Raw genomic sequence first — 17,441 nt, 5'->3', positions numbered from 1 at the left:
ATAGATTACCATATATGATCGGCAGAAATACGCTCGCCAAGAAGCGTATCCGATGAGGTACAGGCATGATACGACTGTTAAAGCTGTTGTTTTTTCTGCTTTTATTGGGATTTGTGGGGCTGGTTGGCTTTGCATATCTTGGTGATCTGTCCCCGCAGATCGAGAATGTGAAGGAACCTGTGACCCTGGATGTCGACTAGGCTTTTCCTCCCTTTGATCTGTTGCGTAGCATGGGCCAGCTCTGCTGTGGCAGAAGAGCCGCTATCGGCCATCGACTGGCTGTCGGATATTGCGGCTACCCCGCCTGCCCGACCCTTGCCATCCGCGACAGAGGCGCCCGTGGCGCAAAGCGCGGCTATCGAACAGGTGACCGTGCAGCCCTTGGGCGCGCCGTCGCCCGATGCAGTTGGCCTTCTGCCCCATGCGGTCACCGGGTTGCAGGCCGATCTGTGGGGCACGTCGAATGTGGTGGATCTGAGCCGCGCCATCAACGCGGTCCCCGCCGATGCGATCCCGCCGATTGGTGATCTGCTGGAAAAAATCCTGATCGCGGAACTGGATGCCCCGCTGGGAGAAGGTCGACCGGGACAGTTATTTTTGACGCGCGTGGACGCGCTGATGGCCCGCGGGGCCGTTGAAGAGGCGACCGGCCTGATCGAACGCGCAGGTATCACAGACACAGATGTCTTTCGCCGGTTCTTTGATCTGGCCCTGCTGACTGGCCGGGAAGATCGCGGATGCACCCGCCTGCAGGCCACGCCGGGTATCACACCATCACTGTCCGTGCGCATCTTTTGCTTGGCGCGCAACGGCGATTGGCCTGCAGCGGCGGTGACACTGCGCACGGCCGAAGCGCTCGGACAGGTCTCCCAGGCGGAGATCGATTTGTTGACCCGTTTTCTGGATCCCGAATTGTTCGAGGGGGAGCCCCCCCTGCCCCGGCCGGACCGACCCAGCCCGCTGACCTTTCGAATGTTGGAAGCCATAGGAGAACCGCTGCCCTTGGCTGGGTTGCCCCTAGCATTCTCCCACGGATTGATGCGACCCAATACGGGGTGGAAGACCCGGATCGCGGCGGCCGAACGGCTGGCGAAGTCCGGCGCCCTCGACCCGAACGCCTTGCTTGGCGTCTACACGGAGCGTCAGGCTGCTGCCTCGGGCGGGGCATGGGACCGGATCGATGCCGTTCAGACCCTCGACACCGCTATGAAACGCGGTGACCGGAACGCGGCCGCCGATGCCATGGCTCCGGCCTGGCAGATGATGAAGGCCGCTGACCTCGCTATTCCATTTGCCGAATTATATGGTGCGGAGCTGGCAGCTTTAATCGGTGCGGATCAACCCGTGGCCATGCGCATCGGTTTGCTTTCAATCCAGTCGGAAGAGGTCGCCCTGCAGGCGAAATCTGCCTCGGCCGAGGACCAGTTTTTAATCGATATTGCCCGCGGTCAGCCGGAGACGGCATTGCCTGGTAATCCGCTAAGCCAAGCCATCGTCGATGGCTTTGCGACCCCATCAGCCGCCCTCTCCTCTGCGCAGCAAGCCCGGCTGGATGACGGCCTCGTGGGCGAGACGCTAGTGTTGGCCCTGGCCGAGATGCCCACGGACATCAACGGTGATCTCGATAATCTGGTGGAGGGATTGAGCCTATTGCGACAGATTGGCCTGGAACATGTTGCACGCCAGACCGCACTTTACCTGATGCTTCTGGGCTGACGCCGTGGGACAGACCTGGATCAGCGCATTTCTTGAGGCGCAGGCAGCCGAACTAGACGCCGCCCGCAACACCCAGTTGGCCTATGGCCGTGACCTGAAGGATTTTCAAGACTGGCTGGCGACCCGCAAGCTGAATTTTGAGGCTGCCAGCCGTACGGATGTCGAAGCCTACCTGATCAATTGCGACGAACAGGGGCTGTCCCGTGCCACCCGCGCCCGGCGGCTGTCCGCGATCAAACAACTCTACCGTTTCGCGTTTGAGGAAGGGTTGCGCGCAGATAACCCTGCCTTGCAGATCAAGGGCCCCGGCCGGGACAAGAGCCTGCCCAAAACACTCTCTACCGCCCAGGTCAGCGCGCTTTTGGCGGCATCCGAACAGGCCGGACGCAATGCCCGCGACCGACAGCGCAATGCCTGCCTCATGCAGCTGCTTTACGCCACCGGAATGCGCGTAACTGAATTGGTTTCCTTGCCGGTAGCCGCAGCGCGGGGCGATCCCCGCATGCTTATGATCAACGGCAAAGGGGGCAAGGACCGGATGGTGCCCCTATCCCCCCCGGCCCGCGCGTCCCTGGCAGCCTGGTTGACCACATGGGACAAGACCGCCGACCTCGCCCAAAAAAAGGGGCGACCACCGTCGCGGTATCTGTTTCCGTCCGGGGGCAAGGCCGGCCATCTCACACGCCACCGGTTTTACATGCTGATCAAGGAAATCGCGGTCGCCGCCGGTGTGGATCCCGCCTTGGTCACCCCCCATACCTTGCGCCACGCCTTTGCCACTCATCTGTTGGAAGGTGGTGCCGATTTGCGGGTGATCCAAACACTTCTTGGCCATGCCGATATCTCCACGACCGAGATCTACACCCATGTTCTGGATGAGCGGCTGAAAGAACTGGTGTTGACCCATCATCCGCTTGCCCGGCAGAATTGATCACCCCATAACAACAGGCAGATCCAAAACATTTCGGGACAGCTCTGCGCGCCCCGAAATGTGACAAACGAGGAGTTCCATGGACACCGCTTTCTGGCTGACGGCCGCCGCTATCTTGACCTTGCTTGTCCTGTCCGGGTTCTTTTCCGGGTCGGAAACGGCCCTAACGGCGGCGTCGCGCGGCAAATTACGGTCCTTGGCCGATAAGGGCTCGAACGGGGCCAAGGCGGCCCTTGACGTGACAGAGGATAACGAGAGGCTGATCGGGGCGGTTCTGCTGGGCAACAACCTGGTCAATATCCTTGCCACATCGCTGGCAACCGCGTTGTTTACACGGGCTTTCGGCGAAAGCGGCGTGGCGCTTGCGACCTTGGTCATGACCCTCCTAGTCCTGATCTTTGCCGAGGTTCTGCCCAAGACTTACGCGATCACCAACTCTGAAACGGCAGCCTCCCGCGTGGCCCCGGTAATCCGGATTGTAATCGGGATCTTTTCACCCATCGTGCTGGCGGTTCGCGCTTTGGTGCGACAGGTGTTGCGGCTGTTCGGGGTGAATGCCGATCCCGACCTCAACATTATGAACGTGCGGGACGAGATTGCTGGCGCCCTCGCCCTTGGCCATTCCGAAGGCGTTGTCGAAAAGGAGGATCGCGACCGGTTGCTGGGCGCGCTCGACCTGTCCGAACGCATGGTCGAAGAGATCATGCTGCACAGATCGCAGATCGAAATGGTCGACGCCGACGCCACGCCCGAAGAGATCCTGAGCCAGGCCCTGGAAAGCCCCCATACCCGCCTGCCCGTCTACCGCGAAGATCCGGAAAACATCGTTGGCGTCATCCATGCCAAGGATTTGCTACGCGCCATGGACCGTCTCATGCGCGGCCCCGACGCGTCGGAAGCCGCGCTATCAGCCTTCAAGATCCTGGACGTGGCGATGAAGCCCTATTTCGTGCCGGAAACCACAACACTCGACGACCAGATGCGGGAATTTCTGCGCCGCCACACGCATTTCGCATTGGTTGTTGACGAATATGGCGCCCTGAAAGGGCTGATCACACTCGAAGACATCCTTGAGGAGATTGTGGGCGAGATCACGGATGAGTTTGATATCGATGCCGATCATCCCGTCCGCCGCACCGATACAGGGGATTACCTCGTCGACGGCGCGATGACGATTCGTGACTTGAACCGTGCCAATGACTGGAACCTGCCCGATGAGTGGGCCAACACGATTGCCGGCCTTGTCATTCACGAAGCGCAAACCATCCCGACCCAGGGACAGGTCTTCAGCTTCTACGGCTACCGGTTCGAGGTCCTGGCCCGCAAAGACAATCGCCTGACACGTCTGAAAATTCGGCCGCTTTAAAGATTTTGTGCCTCCGGCGGGGATATTTGTCAGACACATGATGACACCATGATCCGTAGATCAGTCTAAGCAAAAGCTTTCATCATGTGTCTTGAAATATCCCCGCCGGAGGCACGCGCGGTCCCGCTCCGGGACCGCAAAGCATCACGTGGCGCGCCAGCGCCTCGCTCTAATAGATATCAGCCGACCAGTTCGAGGCCGGAGAAGTAATAGGCAATCTCTTCCGCTGCCGTTTCCGGCGCGTCGGAGCCATGGACCGAGTTTTCTCCAACGGACTCGGCGAATTCGGCCCGGATCGTGCCCGGATTTGCATCGGCCGGGTTTGTCGCCCCCATGACTTCGCGGTTTTTGGCAATGGCGCCTTCACCTTCCAGCACCTGGACGACGACCGGGGCCGAGGCCATGAAGTCGCACAGTTCGTCATAAAACGGGCGTTCCGCATGGACCTTGTAGAATTCGCCCGCCTGCGCCTTGGTCAGGTGGATCCGCTTTTGTGCTACGATCCGCAGACCTGCATCCTCGAACTTGGCGTTGATCTTACCGGTGAGATTGCGCTTGGTCGCGTCGGGTTTGATGATCGAAAGGGTGCGTTCGGTCGCCATGTCAGCCTCTTACTTACGATTGGCAGACACTGCGCCTGCCATCAATCGCCGCGCCCGTAACATGCCCTTTACGCGCCCGCAATCCTGCGGCATGGGAGGATATGCTTCGTATTTCCGACATCTCCTATGCCGTTGAAGGCCGCCCGCTGCTGGTTGGCGCCTCCGCCACCATTCCCACGGGCCATAAGGTTGGCGTGGTCGGGCGCAATGGCACGGGCAAGACCACCCTCTTTCGTCTGATCCGGGGCGAGTTGATTCGGGAAGGCGGCAAGATCGAATTGCCGACCAAGGCGCGGATCGGCGGGGTGGCGCAGGAGGTGCCAGCCTCGGCCACATCACTGCTGGATACCGTCCTGGCCGCCGACACGGAACGCGCCGCCTTGATGGCCGAGGCCGAGACGGCGACCGATGGCACACGGATCGCCGAGATCCAGACCAGGTTGACAGATATCGATGCCTGGTCGGCAGAGGCGCGCGCCGCCTCGATCCTCAAGGGTCTTGGGTTTGACGACCCAGAGCAGGCCAAACCATGCTCTGATTTCTCGGGCGGGTGGCGGATGCGGGTGGCTTTGGCGGCTGTCCTTTTCTCAGCCCCCGATCTGCTGCTGCTGGACGAACCGACCAACTACCTTGACCTTGAAGGGGCGGTTTGGCTGGAAAGCTACCTGGCCAAATATCCCCATACCGTCCTGATCATCAGCCATGACCGCGGCCTGTTGAACCGGGCCGTGGGTGCGATCCTCCATCTGGAAGACCGCAAATTGCACCTGTACCAGGGTGCCTATGATACATTTGCTAAGACACGCGCCGCCCGGTTGGCCGCGGCTGAGGCGGAGGCCAAGAAACAGGAACAACGCCGAGCGCATCTGCAATCCTATGTCGACCGTTTTCGCTACAAGGCCGACAAGGCGCGTCAGGCCCAATCGCGGCTGAAAGCCATCGCCCGGATGGAGCCGATCAACTCCCCGCAAGAAGCGGCTTTGCGCGCTTTCACCTTCCCGACGCCAGAGGAGTTGAGCCCGCCCATCATCAACATGGAAAGCGCCAGTGTGGGCTATGGCGAGACCACGATCCTGAGCCGCCTAAACCTGCGGATCGATCAGGATGACCGGATCGCGCTTTTGGGCAAGAACGGTCAGGGCAAATCGACGCTCTCCAAATTGCTATCGGACCGGTTGGACAAACAGGGTGGCCGCGTCACGCGCGCTAACAAGCTGCGGATCGGCTATTTCGCCCAGCATCAGGTCGACGAGTTGCATATCGACGAAAGCCCCCTGGACCATGTCCGCCGCCATTTTCCGGCTGAAACCCCAGCCAAACTGCGCGCCCGGCTGGGTGGGTTCGGGATAGGCGCCGAACAGGCCGATACGGTGGTGGCGCGCCTGTCGGGTGGGCAAAAGGCACGCCTGTCGCTGATGCTGGCCACGCTGGATGCGCCGCATCTGCTGATCCTTGACGAACCCACCAATCACCTGGACATGGAAAGCCGCGAAGCGTTGGTCGATGCCCTCACCGACTATACCGGCGCGGTCATCCTGGTCAGTCATGACATGCATCTGCTGGAATTGGTCGCCGACCGGCTGTGGCTGGTCAAGGATGGGCGGGTCACTCCCTATGAGGAGGATCTTGAAACCTATCGAAAATCCTTGCTGTCCAGCGAAAGCCCGAAGGAGGCGACAAAACCAAAGCCCAAGAAGGTCAGTCAATCCGTGGTGCAGGATCTGAAGGCAGAGGTCCGCAAATGCGAGACGCGCATGACAAAGCTGGAAGAGATGCGCGATGAACTGGCCCGCCGCCTGGGCGACCCTTCGGTCTATGATGAGGATAATTCAGCCAAGCTCGAAGCCTGGCAGGCCAAGTATTCGGAGGTTATGAACGCGCTGGACCGAGCCGAGGATCTGTGGCTGCGGGCCCAGGACAAGCTGGAAAAAGCCACTACCTGATGGATCTGACCTTTTACATCAGCGCCTTTGTCACCTTGTTCGTGGTGATTGATCCTGTCGGCTTGGCCCCGATCTTTGTGGCGCTGACCGCGGGAGAAGACTATCGTCGCCGCCGCGCCATCGCCTTGCGCGCCTGCGGTTTGGCAGTTGGCCTGCTAATCCTGTTCGGGGTCTTGGGCGACGCGGTGTTGGAGTTTATCGGGATCTCCCTGCCCGCCTTTCGCATCGCAGGAGGGATCCTGTTATTCCTGACAGCGCTGGAGATGCTGTTCGAACGCCGCACCAAGCGGCGCGAGGATCAGGCCGAGGATGACCGCCCCGACCCGTCCGTTTTTCCCTTGGCGATCCCGCTGATCGCGGGACCGGGGGCCATTGCATCGATGATTCTTCTGACCTCTGGGGCAATATGGCAGGTTTCTCTTGGGGTGCATCTGGTGATGGTGGCGGTCATCGGAGTGGTACTGGTCTTTTTCCTGGCTGCACCCCTGTTGGAACGCGCCTTGGGCAAGACAGGCATCAATGTCGTCACCCGGCTTTTGGGCATGTTGCTGGCCGCCTTGTCGGTACAGTTCGTGCTGGACGGTCTGCGCAGCTTCAATCTGACGGGATAGCCGCTTCAATTCCAGCGGCCCCAACCTAAATATCCAAAGGGTGAGTTGAGGAGGTTTTATGTCTGGGGATAATTTTGCGTCACTGATTTACCTGGTTCTATTGGGCACGGTCATTGCGAGTTACTTTTTCATGTCAGGTCGGCAGAACCTGAGTAAAACCGCGCAACAGGCTGCAATCTGGGGGTTGATCTTTGTCGGTGTCATCGTTGGCTACGGGCTGTGGAATGATCTGTCGAATACGGTAAATCCGCGACAAGCCAGTTTTGACAACGGAGAGCGGATCGAAGTGCCCTTGGGCAATGATGGTCACTACCACCTGACCCTCAACATTAACGGACAACCCATTGATTTTGTGGTTGATACCGGGGCCACTGACCTTGTGCTGAGCAAACAGGATGCGCGCCGGGCCGGGCTGAACCCCGATACATTGCGGTATGACGGTGTGGCAGGCACGGCCAACGGTCGGGTCGAAACCGCACGGGTCCGGTTGGAAGAAGTGGAGCTGGGCGGCATTACCGAAACCGGCGTGTCCGCCGTGGTGAATGGCGGCGAATTGGACATATCGCTACTTGGCATGACCTATCTCAGCCGCTGGGCGCGGGTTGAATTTGGCGGAAACCGGATGGTTCTCACGCGTTGACAAGTCAGGGCTGCACAACAAGCCCTGCGCCGCCAAACATGGGCTGGCGCCGCATTTCAGCTGTGGGCAAATCCGTGGGGGGTCAGGCTCCGGATTCGGCTTTCATCTCCCACTTACCGCTATCTTCTGACCAGTATTGCGCGGCAATGCCAGCCCCTGTGAGCGCCGTCCACTGACCGCGCGCATGGTTCACGGCGCCTTCATCATGGCCGTCAAAAAGCAGGCAAACGCGCTCAAATGGTTGGGCGATCTCCGGCGTGACCTCTGCACCATCGATCGACATCAGGCATTGTGCGCCATTTACGGGTGCAGCCTCGATCGAAAGCAGGATCGGCTGGGCCGCATCATGGGGGCCACCTACAATACCGTGGGGCAGAAAGCCTTCATCACTGATCAGCCACAGCTTTTCGTCCAGCCAATCCAGTCGGGTCTGTTCGGCCCCGCGCACCAGAACGTTCCAGCCGCGCGCCAAGGAGCGCTCAAGCAGAACCGGCAGGGTCTGTTCAAGCGGTCGGCGGGTCAGATGATAGAACAGCGCCTGTCCCATCAGCCCTCATAGGTGTCGCGGATCATCCGATCCAGCGCCAGGACACCCCAACCTGTGGCACCTTTGGGCGCCAGCGTCGTTTCCCCCAGCGGTTTGGCGACGCCCGCAATATCCAGGTGGATCCAGGGCATATCTTCGGGCACGAACCGGTGCAGGAACTCCGCAGCGGTGACGGACCCGCCCCAGCGCCCGCCGATGTTTTTGACGTCCGCAATGTCGGATTTCAGCAGCTTCTTATAGCCCTCACCCAATGGCATCCGCCACGCACCCTCGTCTTCGGCTTCGGCTGCTTTCAGGAAGGCGGCGCAAAACGCATCATCGTTGGAAAAGACGCCCGCATTTTCATGACCCAGTGCCACGATGATCGCTCCGGTCAGCGTCGCAAGATCGATCATCCCCACGGGTTTGAACCGGTCGGCGGCGTACCACATGACATCGGCTAACACCAAACGCCCCTCGGCATCGGTGTTGATCACCTCGACCGTGTCACCCTTCATCGATGTCACCACGTCGCCCGGCCGTTGCGCGCGCCCATCGGGCATGTTCTCAACCAGACCGACCAGACCCACCACATTGGCCTTTGCCTTGCGAGCGGCCAGGGCCTGCATCACGCCGGACACCACGCCAGCGCCGCCCATATCCATGGTCATGTCTTCCATGCCCGCGCCGGGTTTCAGGCTGATCCCGCCTGTGTCAAAGACAACGCCCTTGCCAATCAGCGCCAGCGGCGGCTCATCCCCGCCGCCATTCCATTCCATGACAACCACCTTGGTCGGTGTCTCAGATCCCACGCCAACGCCCAAAAGCAGGTTCATCCCCAGCTTTTCCAGATCGGGCTCCTCCAAGACCTCAACCTTCAGGCCCAGCTTGGCATTCGCCTCCAGCAGGTCGGCAAAAGTCTGTGTGGTTAGGACATTTGCAGGTTTGTTCACAAGATCACGTGTGAAATAGACACCACCGGCCAGGGCCTCGATGCCGGATAATGCCGCGGTCAGGTCATCAGGTTTGGAGACCATGCAGGTGATATCCCCCTGTTCCGGGGCCTCTTCACTGCGCATCTCGGAATACCGGTAGGCGCGCAAAGCCGCCCCAAGGGCTACTTCGGCGGCATGGTTCAACGTGCCGGCCAGAACCAGCGCCCCCCCTTTGCCCAGGCCCTTGCCGATGGCGCCACCGGCCTTGCGTGCTTGGGCCACACTGGGCCTGCGTTCCAGACGGATCACCTGAACGCCCGTTGCCGCCACGCCGGTGGGATAGGCCAGACTGACACTGTCGCCCGGCTTCAGTTTACTAAAGGCATCCCCGGCCACGCACCGTTCCAGTGCGCCCTTGGTCAGACGATTCACCCGGCGCGCGGCTTGGTCCAGCTTGCCATCCTCCCCCACAAAGACAACGACCCGGCCCGTGAAGGTTGCAATCGCATCAAGATCAAGGGCAGCGGCGCTCAGCTGGGGCATGTCGGTCATGGGGGATCCTTTCATTTTGTGGCAATCTAGCCCGCCCCTTGAGCAGTGACCAGATTGCAGTTTTCCCTGCGGCAGGTTTCGTTTAACTTGGCGAAAATGGGTGGAACGGTAAAGCGAGGGTCGTGTCAGGGTGTCCAGATTTGACAGATACCTTTTGGCTCAGTTGACTGTCCTGTTCGGATTTTTTTCACTGGTTTTGGTGTCGGTCTACTGGATCAACCGCGCAGTCATCCTGTTTGACCAGTTGATCGCAGATGGGCAGTCGGCCAGCGTGTTCTTTGAGTTCACGGCCCTGTCCCTGCCCAACGTGATCCGGCTTGTGCTTCCCATGGCGGCCTTCATTGCGGCCGTTTACATGACCAACCGGCTGAGTAGCGAAAGCGAACTGGTGGTGGCGCGGGCCACCGGTGTCTCGGCCTTTCGCATGGCGCGACCCGTGGCCGTGTTCGGGATCATGGCCTCCCTCATGATGGCGGTGCTGGTCAACCTGCTGGTGCCGATCAGCCGAACCCAGTTGGCTGAGCGTGAGGTTGAAATTCAAACCAATATCACGGCCCGCATGTTGACCGAAGGGCAGTTTCTGCATCCCGCGAACGGCATCACCTTTTATCTTCGGGAAATCACGCCGCAGGGCGAACTGTTGGACGTATTCCTGTCAGATGATCGGGCGGAGGAAAGCCGCACGACCTATCTGGCGCGAAAAGCCTATCTGATCCGCGAAGAGGACGGACCAAAACTGGTGATGTTCGATGGGACGGCGCAGACCTTTAATTATGCCGACCAACGACTTTTCACGACGAACTTCGATGACTTCTCCTATGATATCGGACGGCTGATCGTTGGCGGTGACCGCGACAAGCGCGACGTGCGCGAGTACCTGACCCCGGCGCTTTTCTTTCCGACACCAGAGGCGCTTGCGGCGACCCGCAAGGATCGCGCGGTCTTTCTGTACGAGGGCCATCTGCGATTGGCGCAGCCTTTGTCACCGCTGGTTGCCGCCTTGATCGGGTTTGCCGCGTTGATGGTAGGCGGGTTCAGCCGATTTGGCGTTTGGAAGCAGATCATCCTGGCCATCTTCCTGCTGATCGGTGTGCAGGTCCTCGAAAACATGGCTGCCAACGCGGCACGCAAGGATGCCGAACTGTGGTATCTGGTCTATGTCCCACCGGCTGTCGGCCTGATGATGGCGGGCGTGTTGTTGGTTTTGGCGGAACGGCCAAACCTGTTCCGGCGACGCCCCCGCCTGCCGGAGGCACAGGCATGAGGCTGCATATCTATTTTGCAAAGAAGTTCGCCCTTAGTTTCGGGGGCGTGTTGCTGGTGTTTTTCGGCATGCTCACCCTGGTCGATACGGTCGAACAAATGCGCCGCTTTGACGGTGCCGATATCAGTTTTGCCGGTGCTTTGGGTCTGTCGGTCCTGTCCGTCCCCGAAACGCTTTACAAGATCCTGCCCCTGATCATGATCCTGGCGACGCTGGCCCTGTTTCTGGGATTGGCGCGCACATCCGAAATGGTCGTGACCCGCGCCTCTGGTCGATCGGCATTGCGGGCATTGGTGGCCCCTGTCGTGACGGCCATTCTGATCGGAGGTTTGGGTGTTGCCGTGCTCAACCCCATCGTGGCCGCGACCCAGCAGCAATATGAAATCCGATCACAGCAATACCGGCTGGATGGTGGACGGGTGATCTCGGTCAATGATGAAGGGTTGTGGTTGCGCCAGGGCAGCGCAGACGGTCAAAGCGTGATCCGGGCCGCGCGCACGTCGCTTGACGGAACCGAACTGTTTGGGGCGACCTTTCTGGAATTTGACACGAACGGCCAGCCCATCCGCCGGATCGAGGCGGAGCGGGCCGATCTGGGACGCCGGGTCTGGCAACTCACCAATGCCAAGATCTGGCCCCTTGTCGATACGGAAAACCCCGAACGTCAGGCCGAAACCCATGCAAGGTATGAGGTCGCCTCCAATCTGACCCGTGATCAGATCCGGGACAGTTTCGGAACCCCCTCCTCCATCCCCATATGGGAGTTGCCAGCCTTCATCGAAAACCTGGACCGAGCCGGGTTTTCCGCGCGGTCCCACCGGGTTTGGTTTCACACCGAAATGGCCATGCCCGCCTTTCTGGCCGCGATGGTCATGATCGGGGCAGGCTTTACCATGCGGCACACCCGATTTGGCCGGACAGGCCAGATGGTTTTGCTGGCATTACTCCTTGGCCTCGGCGTGTTTTTCATACGTAACTTTGCACAAATCCTCGGAGAGAACGGCCAGATCCCCATCCTGCTGGCCGCCTGGGCCCCGCCGATTGCGGCCATCCTGCTCTCGCTCGCGCTGCTGTTACACCTGGAGGATGGCTGACATGCGGCGGTTGATCTGGGTTTTGGCGTTGATATGGGCCGCGTCCGGTGCCACGGCGCAAGATCTCGCTACGCTGGTGGCCGACAGGCTCGAGATTGCGCAGGACAGCCGACTGATCGCTTCCGGCAATGTGGAAGTCTTGTATCAGGGGGACCGGGTCAAGGCGCAGACCATCACCTACGACAGTGAAAACGAAAGCCTGCAGATCGACGGGCCTTTGACCATCACCAGCGCCGATGGCAACACAGTCTTTTTCGCGTCATCCGCTGAACTGAGCCAGGATTTGCGCAACGGCATTCTGACATCGGCGCGCCTGGTGCTGGATCAGCAACTGCAACTCGCCGCGACCGAGATCAACCGCGTCGATGGCCGTTACACGCAACTTTACAAAACCGTCGCCAGCTCGTGCCATGTCTGCGAGGCGCATCCCACGCCACTTTGGCAAATCCGCGCGCGCCGCATCATCCATGATGAAGAAGAGCGGCAGATCTACTTTGAGAACGCCCGGTTCGAGGTTGTCGGGATACCGGTCCTTTATCTTCCGCGTTTGCGATTTCCCGATCCGTCCCTGGATCGAGCCACAGGTTTTCTAGCGCCAGCGATCCGAACGACCGATGAACTGGGATTTGGCATCAAGACCCCCTATTTCATCCGCCTTGGCGATCATGCCGACCTGACATTGACGCCTTATCTGTCGACCAGCCGGACCACGACGTTGGAGGCCCGCTACCGCCAAGCCTTCCGCACCGGTGAAATTGAACTTAACATGGCCGTCAGCAACGATGATATCCGGCCGGATGACACGCGGGCCTACCTGTTTGGAGAAGGCCGTTTTGACCTGCCCCGTGACTACAAACTGTCATTCGATATCGAGACTGTGTCGGACCGATCCTATCTGCTGGATTACGACTATTCCGGGAAAGATCGCCTTGATAGCGCGATCAATCTGGCGCGCACGAAGCGGGACAGCTTTTTTGAAGCCGATCTGCTGGTGCTGCGCTCTTTGCGCAATAATGAAGACAACAAAACCAGCCCGACGGTGATCGGTGATCTGGAATCCCGCCGCCGCTTCAAACCAGCTTATATCGGCGGCACGGGCAGTTTTGCGATCAAGGCTCATACGCATTACCGGCCATCTGATCTGGACGTGGATGGCCCCGATGATGACACGTTCGTTGACGGGCGCGACGTGACGAGATTGACCCTGCAAACCGATTGGCGCAGCGATTGGCTGACGACAAATGGCATGATCTGGGCTGCTATGACCGATCTGCGGTATGATTACACCACGATCAGCGATGATGCAGACTTTGAAGATCCGGTGGGTCATTTCACCGGCACCGGCGCGGTTGAGCTGCGCTGGCCGCTCGTGCGGTATACCGGCGGCGCGTCCCATGTGATCGAACCCATAATGCAACTGGTCTATAGCAGTGACACGTCACCGGACGTCCCCAATGAAGAAAGCACATTGCTGGAGCTGGACGAGGGCAACCTGTTTTCCTTCAACCGGTTCCCTGGTGGTGATAGATTCGAACGCGGTATTCGCGCCAATGTCGGGCTTAGCTATACCCGTTACGACCCGACTGGTTGGCAACTTGGCGTTACGGTTGGTCGCATCTTGCGCGACATGGATCTGGGCCAGTTCGACGGCTATCCCGCACTTGATGGGCAAACATCAGACTGGCTTGCCGCAGCCCATGTCAAACTCCCCGGCAGCCTGACATTGGTCAACCGAGCCGTATTCGACGATAATTTTGAATTTGACCGCAACGAATTACGCATGGATTACGATCAACAGATCTGGTCCGTGGGCAGTTCCTTTATCTGGTTGCGGGAAAATTTGGCGGAGAACCGTGCCGATGTCACATCCGAACTCACACTGGATGGTGACTACCGTATAAACGACTATTGGAAGACGGATCTGGATGTTCGGTATGATTTTGAGCAAGACCGTGCCGCCTCGGCCCGGTTTGGTCTGGCCTATCAGAACGAGTGCGTGACAGTTGGTCTTTCCCTCTCGCGTCGCTTCACGTCGTCAGATAGTGTGCGACCAACTACGAATTTCGACATGACAGTGGCGTTGGCGGGCTTTGGCAAGGGGGATGGCGACCGACCCAAAAGACGCCGGGCCTGCCGAGGATAGAGAATGAGCAGAACGACAAAGAGCAGACAGGGCATGACATGGTGAAGGTTCTACAAATGCTGGTGGCTGTATTGGCCATCATGGCGGGACCGCAGGTTGCGGTAGCCCAGAATAACCCCTTTGGTCCGGCCCTTTATGTCAACAACAAGGTCATCACCAATTACGAAGTGGCGCAGCGGCGCGCCCTTTTGGAGGCGTTTCGCACAGCGGGGGATCTGGATCAGCAGGCCGAGGATGGCCTGATCGATGACCGTCTGCGCCTGACCGCGGCCGAACAGCTTGATCTGCTTCCGGAGGAAGAGGCGATCACCGCCGGAATGGAAGAATTTGCCGGTCGGGCAAATCTGTCAACCGAACAATTCTTGCAGGCCATCGGACAGGCCGGTGTGTCCGAAGAGAGCTTTCGCGACTTTATCACCGCTGGTGTCGCCTGGCGCGCGGTGGTGCGCACCCGCTTTGGCCCCCGTGGCCGTGTGACGGAAGCCGAGGTTGATCGCGCCCTCGCCCTAAGTTCCCAACGCGGCGGGGCAGAGGTGCTGATCTCTGAAATCATCCTACCCGCGAATACCCCGGCAGCCGCGGCCCGCGCGGAACAGATTGCCGCACAGATCAAAAACACGGTTACCACAACCGCAGGTTTTTCTGGCTTTGCCCGCCGCTTTTCTGCCTCCCCTTCCCGGGGGGCGGGGGGGCGGGTGGCAAACCCGATCCCCATCGGCAACTTGCCACCGGCTGTCGCCAGCCAGATCGTCACGTTGCCCCCCGGTGGCGTGACCGATCCGATCCCGGTGCCCAATGCCATCGCGGTTTTTCAACTGCGGGAACTACGTGAAACCGGCATTCAAGAGACCGAGAATATCTCCCTCGAATATGCGCAATATTTCATTCCAGGCGGACGCACGGATAATACGCTGGCACAGGCGCAAAAGATCGCAATGCGCATCGACACCTGTGATGATCTCTATGGCATCGCCAAAGGACAGCCCGAAGAACGGCTTGTCGTGGAGACCCAGGCCATCACCGAGGTACCAACCGATGTCGCCATGGAATTGGCCAAGCTGGATGAAGGCGAAAGCTCAACCGCGTTGACCCGGGGCAATGCCTTGATGTTCCTTATGCTGTGCGGCCGTACTCCTATTTTGGAAGAAGAGGTCAGCCGGGGCCGCGTGCGGGATCGTCTGGTCAGCCAGCGTGTCGCATCCTTTGCAGATGGCTACCTGGCCGAGTTAAAGGCAAATGCCATCATCCGACGCCCATGATCGCGCCCTTGGCGCTGACTTGCGGGGAGCCTGCGGGGATCGGCCCCGAAATTGCCGTGGCCGCCTATCGGCAACTGCGCGGTGCGGTGCCGGCCTTTTATATTGGTGATCCAGACCACCTGCCCCCGGACACGGGTTGGCATGAGATCACAGATCCGAAGCAAGCAGCAACCAGGGGCGACAGCATGCCCGTTCTGCCGCATCCTTTTCCCCAATCCAATCGGCCCGGTCATCCCACCCCGGAAAACGCCGCCAGCGTGATCGAAGTGATCGAGCGCGCCGTGGCCTTGGCGCAATCAGGTGCCGCTGGCGGGGTCGTCACAGGGCCCATTCATAAAAAGGCGCTTCAGGATGGCGCGAACTTCGCCTATCCCGGCCATACGGAGTTTCTGGCCCATCTCGGAGGCGCGGGCCGCGTCGTGATGATGTTGGCAAGCGACGGTTTGCGCGTTGTGCCAGCCACGATCCATATCGCGCTTGCGGATGTGAAACAGGCCCTCACCGCCAGCCTTTTGTGCGACACGATCAGGATCACTGCGGACGGTTTGCAGCGCGATTTCGGGTTGTCCCATCCGCGGATCGCCATTGCCGGGTTAAACCCCCATGCTGGCGAAGGCGGCGCGATGGGCGATGATGAGATCACGCTCATCGCCCCCGTGATCGCCGAGATGCAGCAACAGGGCTATGTGCTCACCGGTCCACATTCTGCCGATACGCTCTTTCATGCTGCAGCCCGCCAGACCTATGATGCGGTCATCGCGATGTACCATGATCAGGCGCTTATACCGATCAAGACGCTGGCCTTTGACACGGGCGTGAATGTCACGCTGGGCCTGCCCTTTATCCGCACCTCGCCGGACCATGGCACGGCGTTGGATATTGCGGGCAAAGGCATCGCCAACCCGTCCAGCATGGTCGAAGCGATGCGGATGGCGGCCAGTATGGCCCGGGCGCGCCAAGCGTGATAGACGACCTGCCACCGCTGCGGGAGGTGATTGCGACCCACGGACTGGCTCCGAAAAAGGCACTTGGTCAGAACTTTTTGCGCGATCTGAACCTGACGGCCAAGATCGCCCGCATTCCCGGCGACCTCAGCCAATCGGACGTGTTGGAGGTTGGCCCCGGCCCCGGCGGCTTGACCCGCGGTTTGTTGGCCGAAGGCGCGCGCCGGGTTCTGGCGATCGAGAAAGACACGCGCTGTCTACCCGCATTGGCCGAGATCGGAGCGGCATATCCAGACCGGCTTGAGGTGCTCAACGGTGATGCGCTGGACATTGATCCGACGCAGCACCTGAGCGACCCCATCCATATCGTGGCCAATCTGCCCTATAACGTGGGGACAGAGCTATTGGTGCGCTGGCTCACCCCGACCCGCTGGCCCCCGTTCTGGAGCAGTCTGACACTGATGTTCCAGCGCGAGGTCGCGGACAGGATCGTGGCGCAACCAGGCGGCAAGGCCTACGGGCGGCTCGCGCTGTTGGCTCAATGGAAGGCAGATGTTCATATCGCAATGACATTGCCACCGGAAGCGTTCTCTCCACCGCCAAAGGTGCATTCGGCGGTTGTTCACCTCACACCGCTGGCTACCCCTCGATATCCGGCTGATCCGGCTGTCTTTAGCCGGGTCGTGGCGGCAGCGTTCAATCAACGCCGCAAGATGCTGCGCGCCAGCCTGAAAGGGATATCCCCCGACATCGAGAACCTGCTGCGGCTTGCCGGCATAGCACCCACGGACCGGGCTGAACAAATCGATCTGGAGCGGTTCGCCGCCTTGGCTCGGATCATTGCGGGTGCCCAAGCCAGAAACGGGTGAAAAGGGGCGTCTTGCAGTTAGTCTGAAAGTCTGGATCACTTAGCGC

General features: G+C 59.9%; 16 protein-coding genes. 13 read left to right on the top strand and 3 right to left on the bottom strand.

What is annotated here, in order from left to right; genetic code table 11:
* The first annotated feature begins 65 nt into the window (after positions 1-65).
* From IU397_RS23590 to IU397_RS07845, 4 genes are all read left to right on the top strand, one after another.
* The gene (locus tag IU397_RS23590) at positions 66-200 is read left to right on the top strand and encodes a hypothetical protein (RefSeq protein ID WP_255569778.1); all 135 of its coding nucleotides are present in this window, start codon (positions 66-68) and stop codon (positions 198-200) included.
* On the top strand, positions 190-1,716 hold the full coding sequence (locus tag IU397_RS07855) for a hypothetical protein (RefSeq protein WP_204412161.1): 1,527 nt from the start codon (positions 190-192) through the stop codon (positions 1,714-1,716). Before IU397_RS23590 ends, IU397_RS07855 begins: the two co-directional genes overlap by 11 nt.
* A 4-nt stretch (positions 1,717-1,720) precedes the next feature.
* A complete protein-coding gene (locus IU397_RS07850) occupies positions 1,721-2,647 on the top strand; it encodes a site-specific tyrosine recombinase XerD (protein ID WP_204412160.1) in 927 nt (308 codons plus the stop codon).
* A 79-nt stretch (positions 2,648-2,726) separates the two neighbouring features.
* Complete coding sequence (locus tag IU397_RS07845) at positions 2,727-4,013, top strand: HlyC/CorC family transporter (protein WP_204412159.1); 1,287 nt, start codon at positions 2,727-2,729, stop codon at positions 4,011-4,013.
* A gap of 179 nt (positions 4,014-4,192) precedes the next feature.
* Here IU397_RS07845 and ndk read toward each other — a convergent pair whose 3' ends face one another.
* Entirely contained in the window at positions 4,193-4,615 is a 423-nt protein-coding gene (gene ndk, locus IU397_RS07840; protein ID WP_204412158.1) for a nucleoside-diphosphate kinase, read from the bottom strand.
* Positions 4,616-4,716: 101 nt separating this feature from the next.
* Here ndk and IU397_RS07835 point away from each other — a divergent pair, with 101 nt between their 5' ends.
* Genes IU397_RS07835 through IU397_RS07825 form a run of 3 tightly spaced genes read left to right on the top strand, consistent with a single transcriptional unit; the run spans position 4,717 to position 7,809 of the window.
* A complete protein-coding gene (locus IU397_RS07835) occupies positions 4,717-6,558 on the top strand; it encodes an ABC-F family ATP-binding cassette domain-containing protein (RefSeq protein WP_204412157.1) in 1,842 nt (613 codons plus the stop codon).
* Positions 6,558-7,169 carry a MarC family protein gene (locus IU397_RS07830; RefSeq protein WP_204412156.1) on the top strand — a complete coding sequence of 204 codons (612 nt, stop codon included), beginning with the start codon at positions 6,558-6,560 and terminating at the stop codon, positions 7,167-7,169. Before IU397_RS07835 ends, IU397_RS07830 begins: the two co-directional genes overlap by 1 nt.
* A gap of 58 nt (positions 7,170-7,227) precedes the next feature.
* The gene (locus tag IU397_RS07825) at positions 7,228-7,809 is read left to right on the top strand and encodes a TIGR02281 family clan AA aspartic protease (RefSeq protein WP_204412155.1); all 582 of its coding nucleotides are present in this window, start codon (positions 7,228-7,230) and stop codon (positions 7,807-7,809) included.
* Positions 7,810-7,891: 82 nt separating this feature from the next.
* Here the strand turns inward: IU397_RS07825 and IU397_RS07820 are convergent, their stop codons facing one another.
* Positions 7,892-8,356, bottom strand: coding sequence for a DNA polymerase III subunit chi (locus tag IU397_RS07820; RefSeq protein WP_204412154.1), 465 nt, complete (start codon positions 8,354-8,356; stop codon positions 7,892-7,894).
* Complete coding sequence (locus IU397_RS07815) at positions 8,356-9,822, bottom strand: leucyl aminopeptidase (protein WP_204412153.1); 1,467 nt, start codon at positions 9,820-9,822, stop codon at positions 8,356-8,358. The genes IU397_RS07820 and IU397_RS07815 overlap by 1 nt, the downstream gene beginning before the upstream one ends.
* Positions 9,823-9,952: 130 nt before the next feature.
* On the opposite strand from IU397_RS07815, the gene lptF reads away from it, so the two are divergent.
* Genes lptF through rsmA form a run of 6 tightly spaced genes read left to right on the top strand, consistent with a single transcriptional unit; the run spans position 9,953 to position 17,395 of the window.
* On the top strand, positions 9,953-11,086 hold the full coding sequence (gene lptF / locus IU397_RS07810) for an LPS export ABC transporter permease LptF (protein ID WP_204412152.1): 1,134 nt from the start codon (positions 9,953-9,955) through the stop codon (positions 11,084-11,086).
* Positions 11,083-12,180, top strand: coding sequence for an LPS export ABC transporter permease LptG (lptG, locus tag IU397_RS07805; protein WP_204412151.1), 1,098 nt, complete (start codon positions 11,083-11,085; stop codon positions 12,178-12,180). The genes lptF and lptG overlap by 4 nt, the downstream gene beginning before the upstream one ends.
* 1 nt (position 12,181) lies before the next feature.
* Complete coding sequence (locus tag IU397_RS07800) at positions 12,182-14,323, top strand: LPS-assembly protein LptD (protein WP_204412150.1); 2,142 nt, start codon at positions 12,182-12,184, stop codon at positions 14,321-14,323.
* A gap of 38 nt (positions 14,324-14,361) precedes the next feature.
* On the top strand, positions 14,362-15,582 hold the full coding sequence (locus tag IU397_RS07795; protein ID WP_239479669.1) for a peptidylprolyl isomerase: 1,221 nt from the start codon (positions 14,362-14,364) through the stop codon (positions 15,580-15,582).
* Positions 15,579-16,547, top strand: a complete 969-nt coding sequence (gene pdxA / locus IU397_RS07790) for a 4-hydroxythreonine-4-phosphate dehydrogenase PdxA (RefSeq protein WP_204412149.1) — start codon at positions 15,579-15,581, stop codon at positions 16,545-16,547. Before IU397_RS07795 ends, pdxA begins: the two co-directional genes overlap by 4 nt.
* Positions 16,544-17,395 (top strand): 16S rRNA (adenine(1518)-N(6)/adenine(1519)-N(6))-dimethyltransferase RsmA, encoded by an 852-nt coding sequence (gene rsmA / locus IU397_RS07785; RefSeq protein ID WP_204412148.1) that lies wholly within the window; start codon positions 16,544-16,546, stop codon positions 17,393-17,395. Before pdxA ends, rsmA begins: the two co-directional genes overlap by 4 nt.
* Positions 17,396-17,441: the final 46 nt, after the last annotated feature.

Origin of the sequence: Actibacterium sp. 188UL27-1 (assembly GCF_016901225.1) — a bacterium.
GTDB lineage: Bacteria > Pseudomonadota > Alphaproteobacteria > Rhodobacterales > Rhodobacteraceae > 188UL27-1.
Note: the sequence above shows the minus strand (reverse complement) of the source record. Positions and strands in the feature narration are given on the sequence as shown.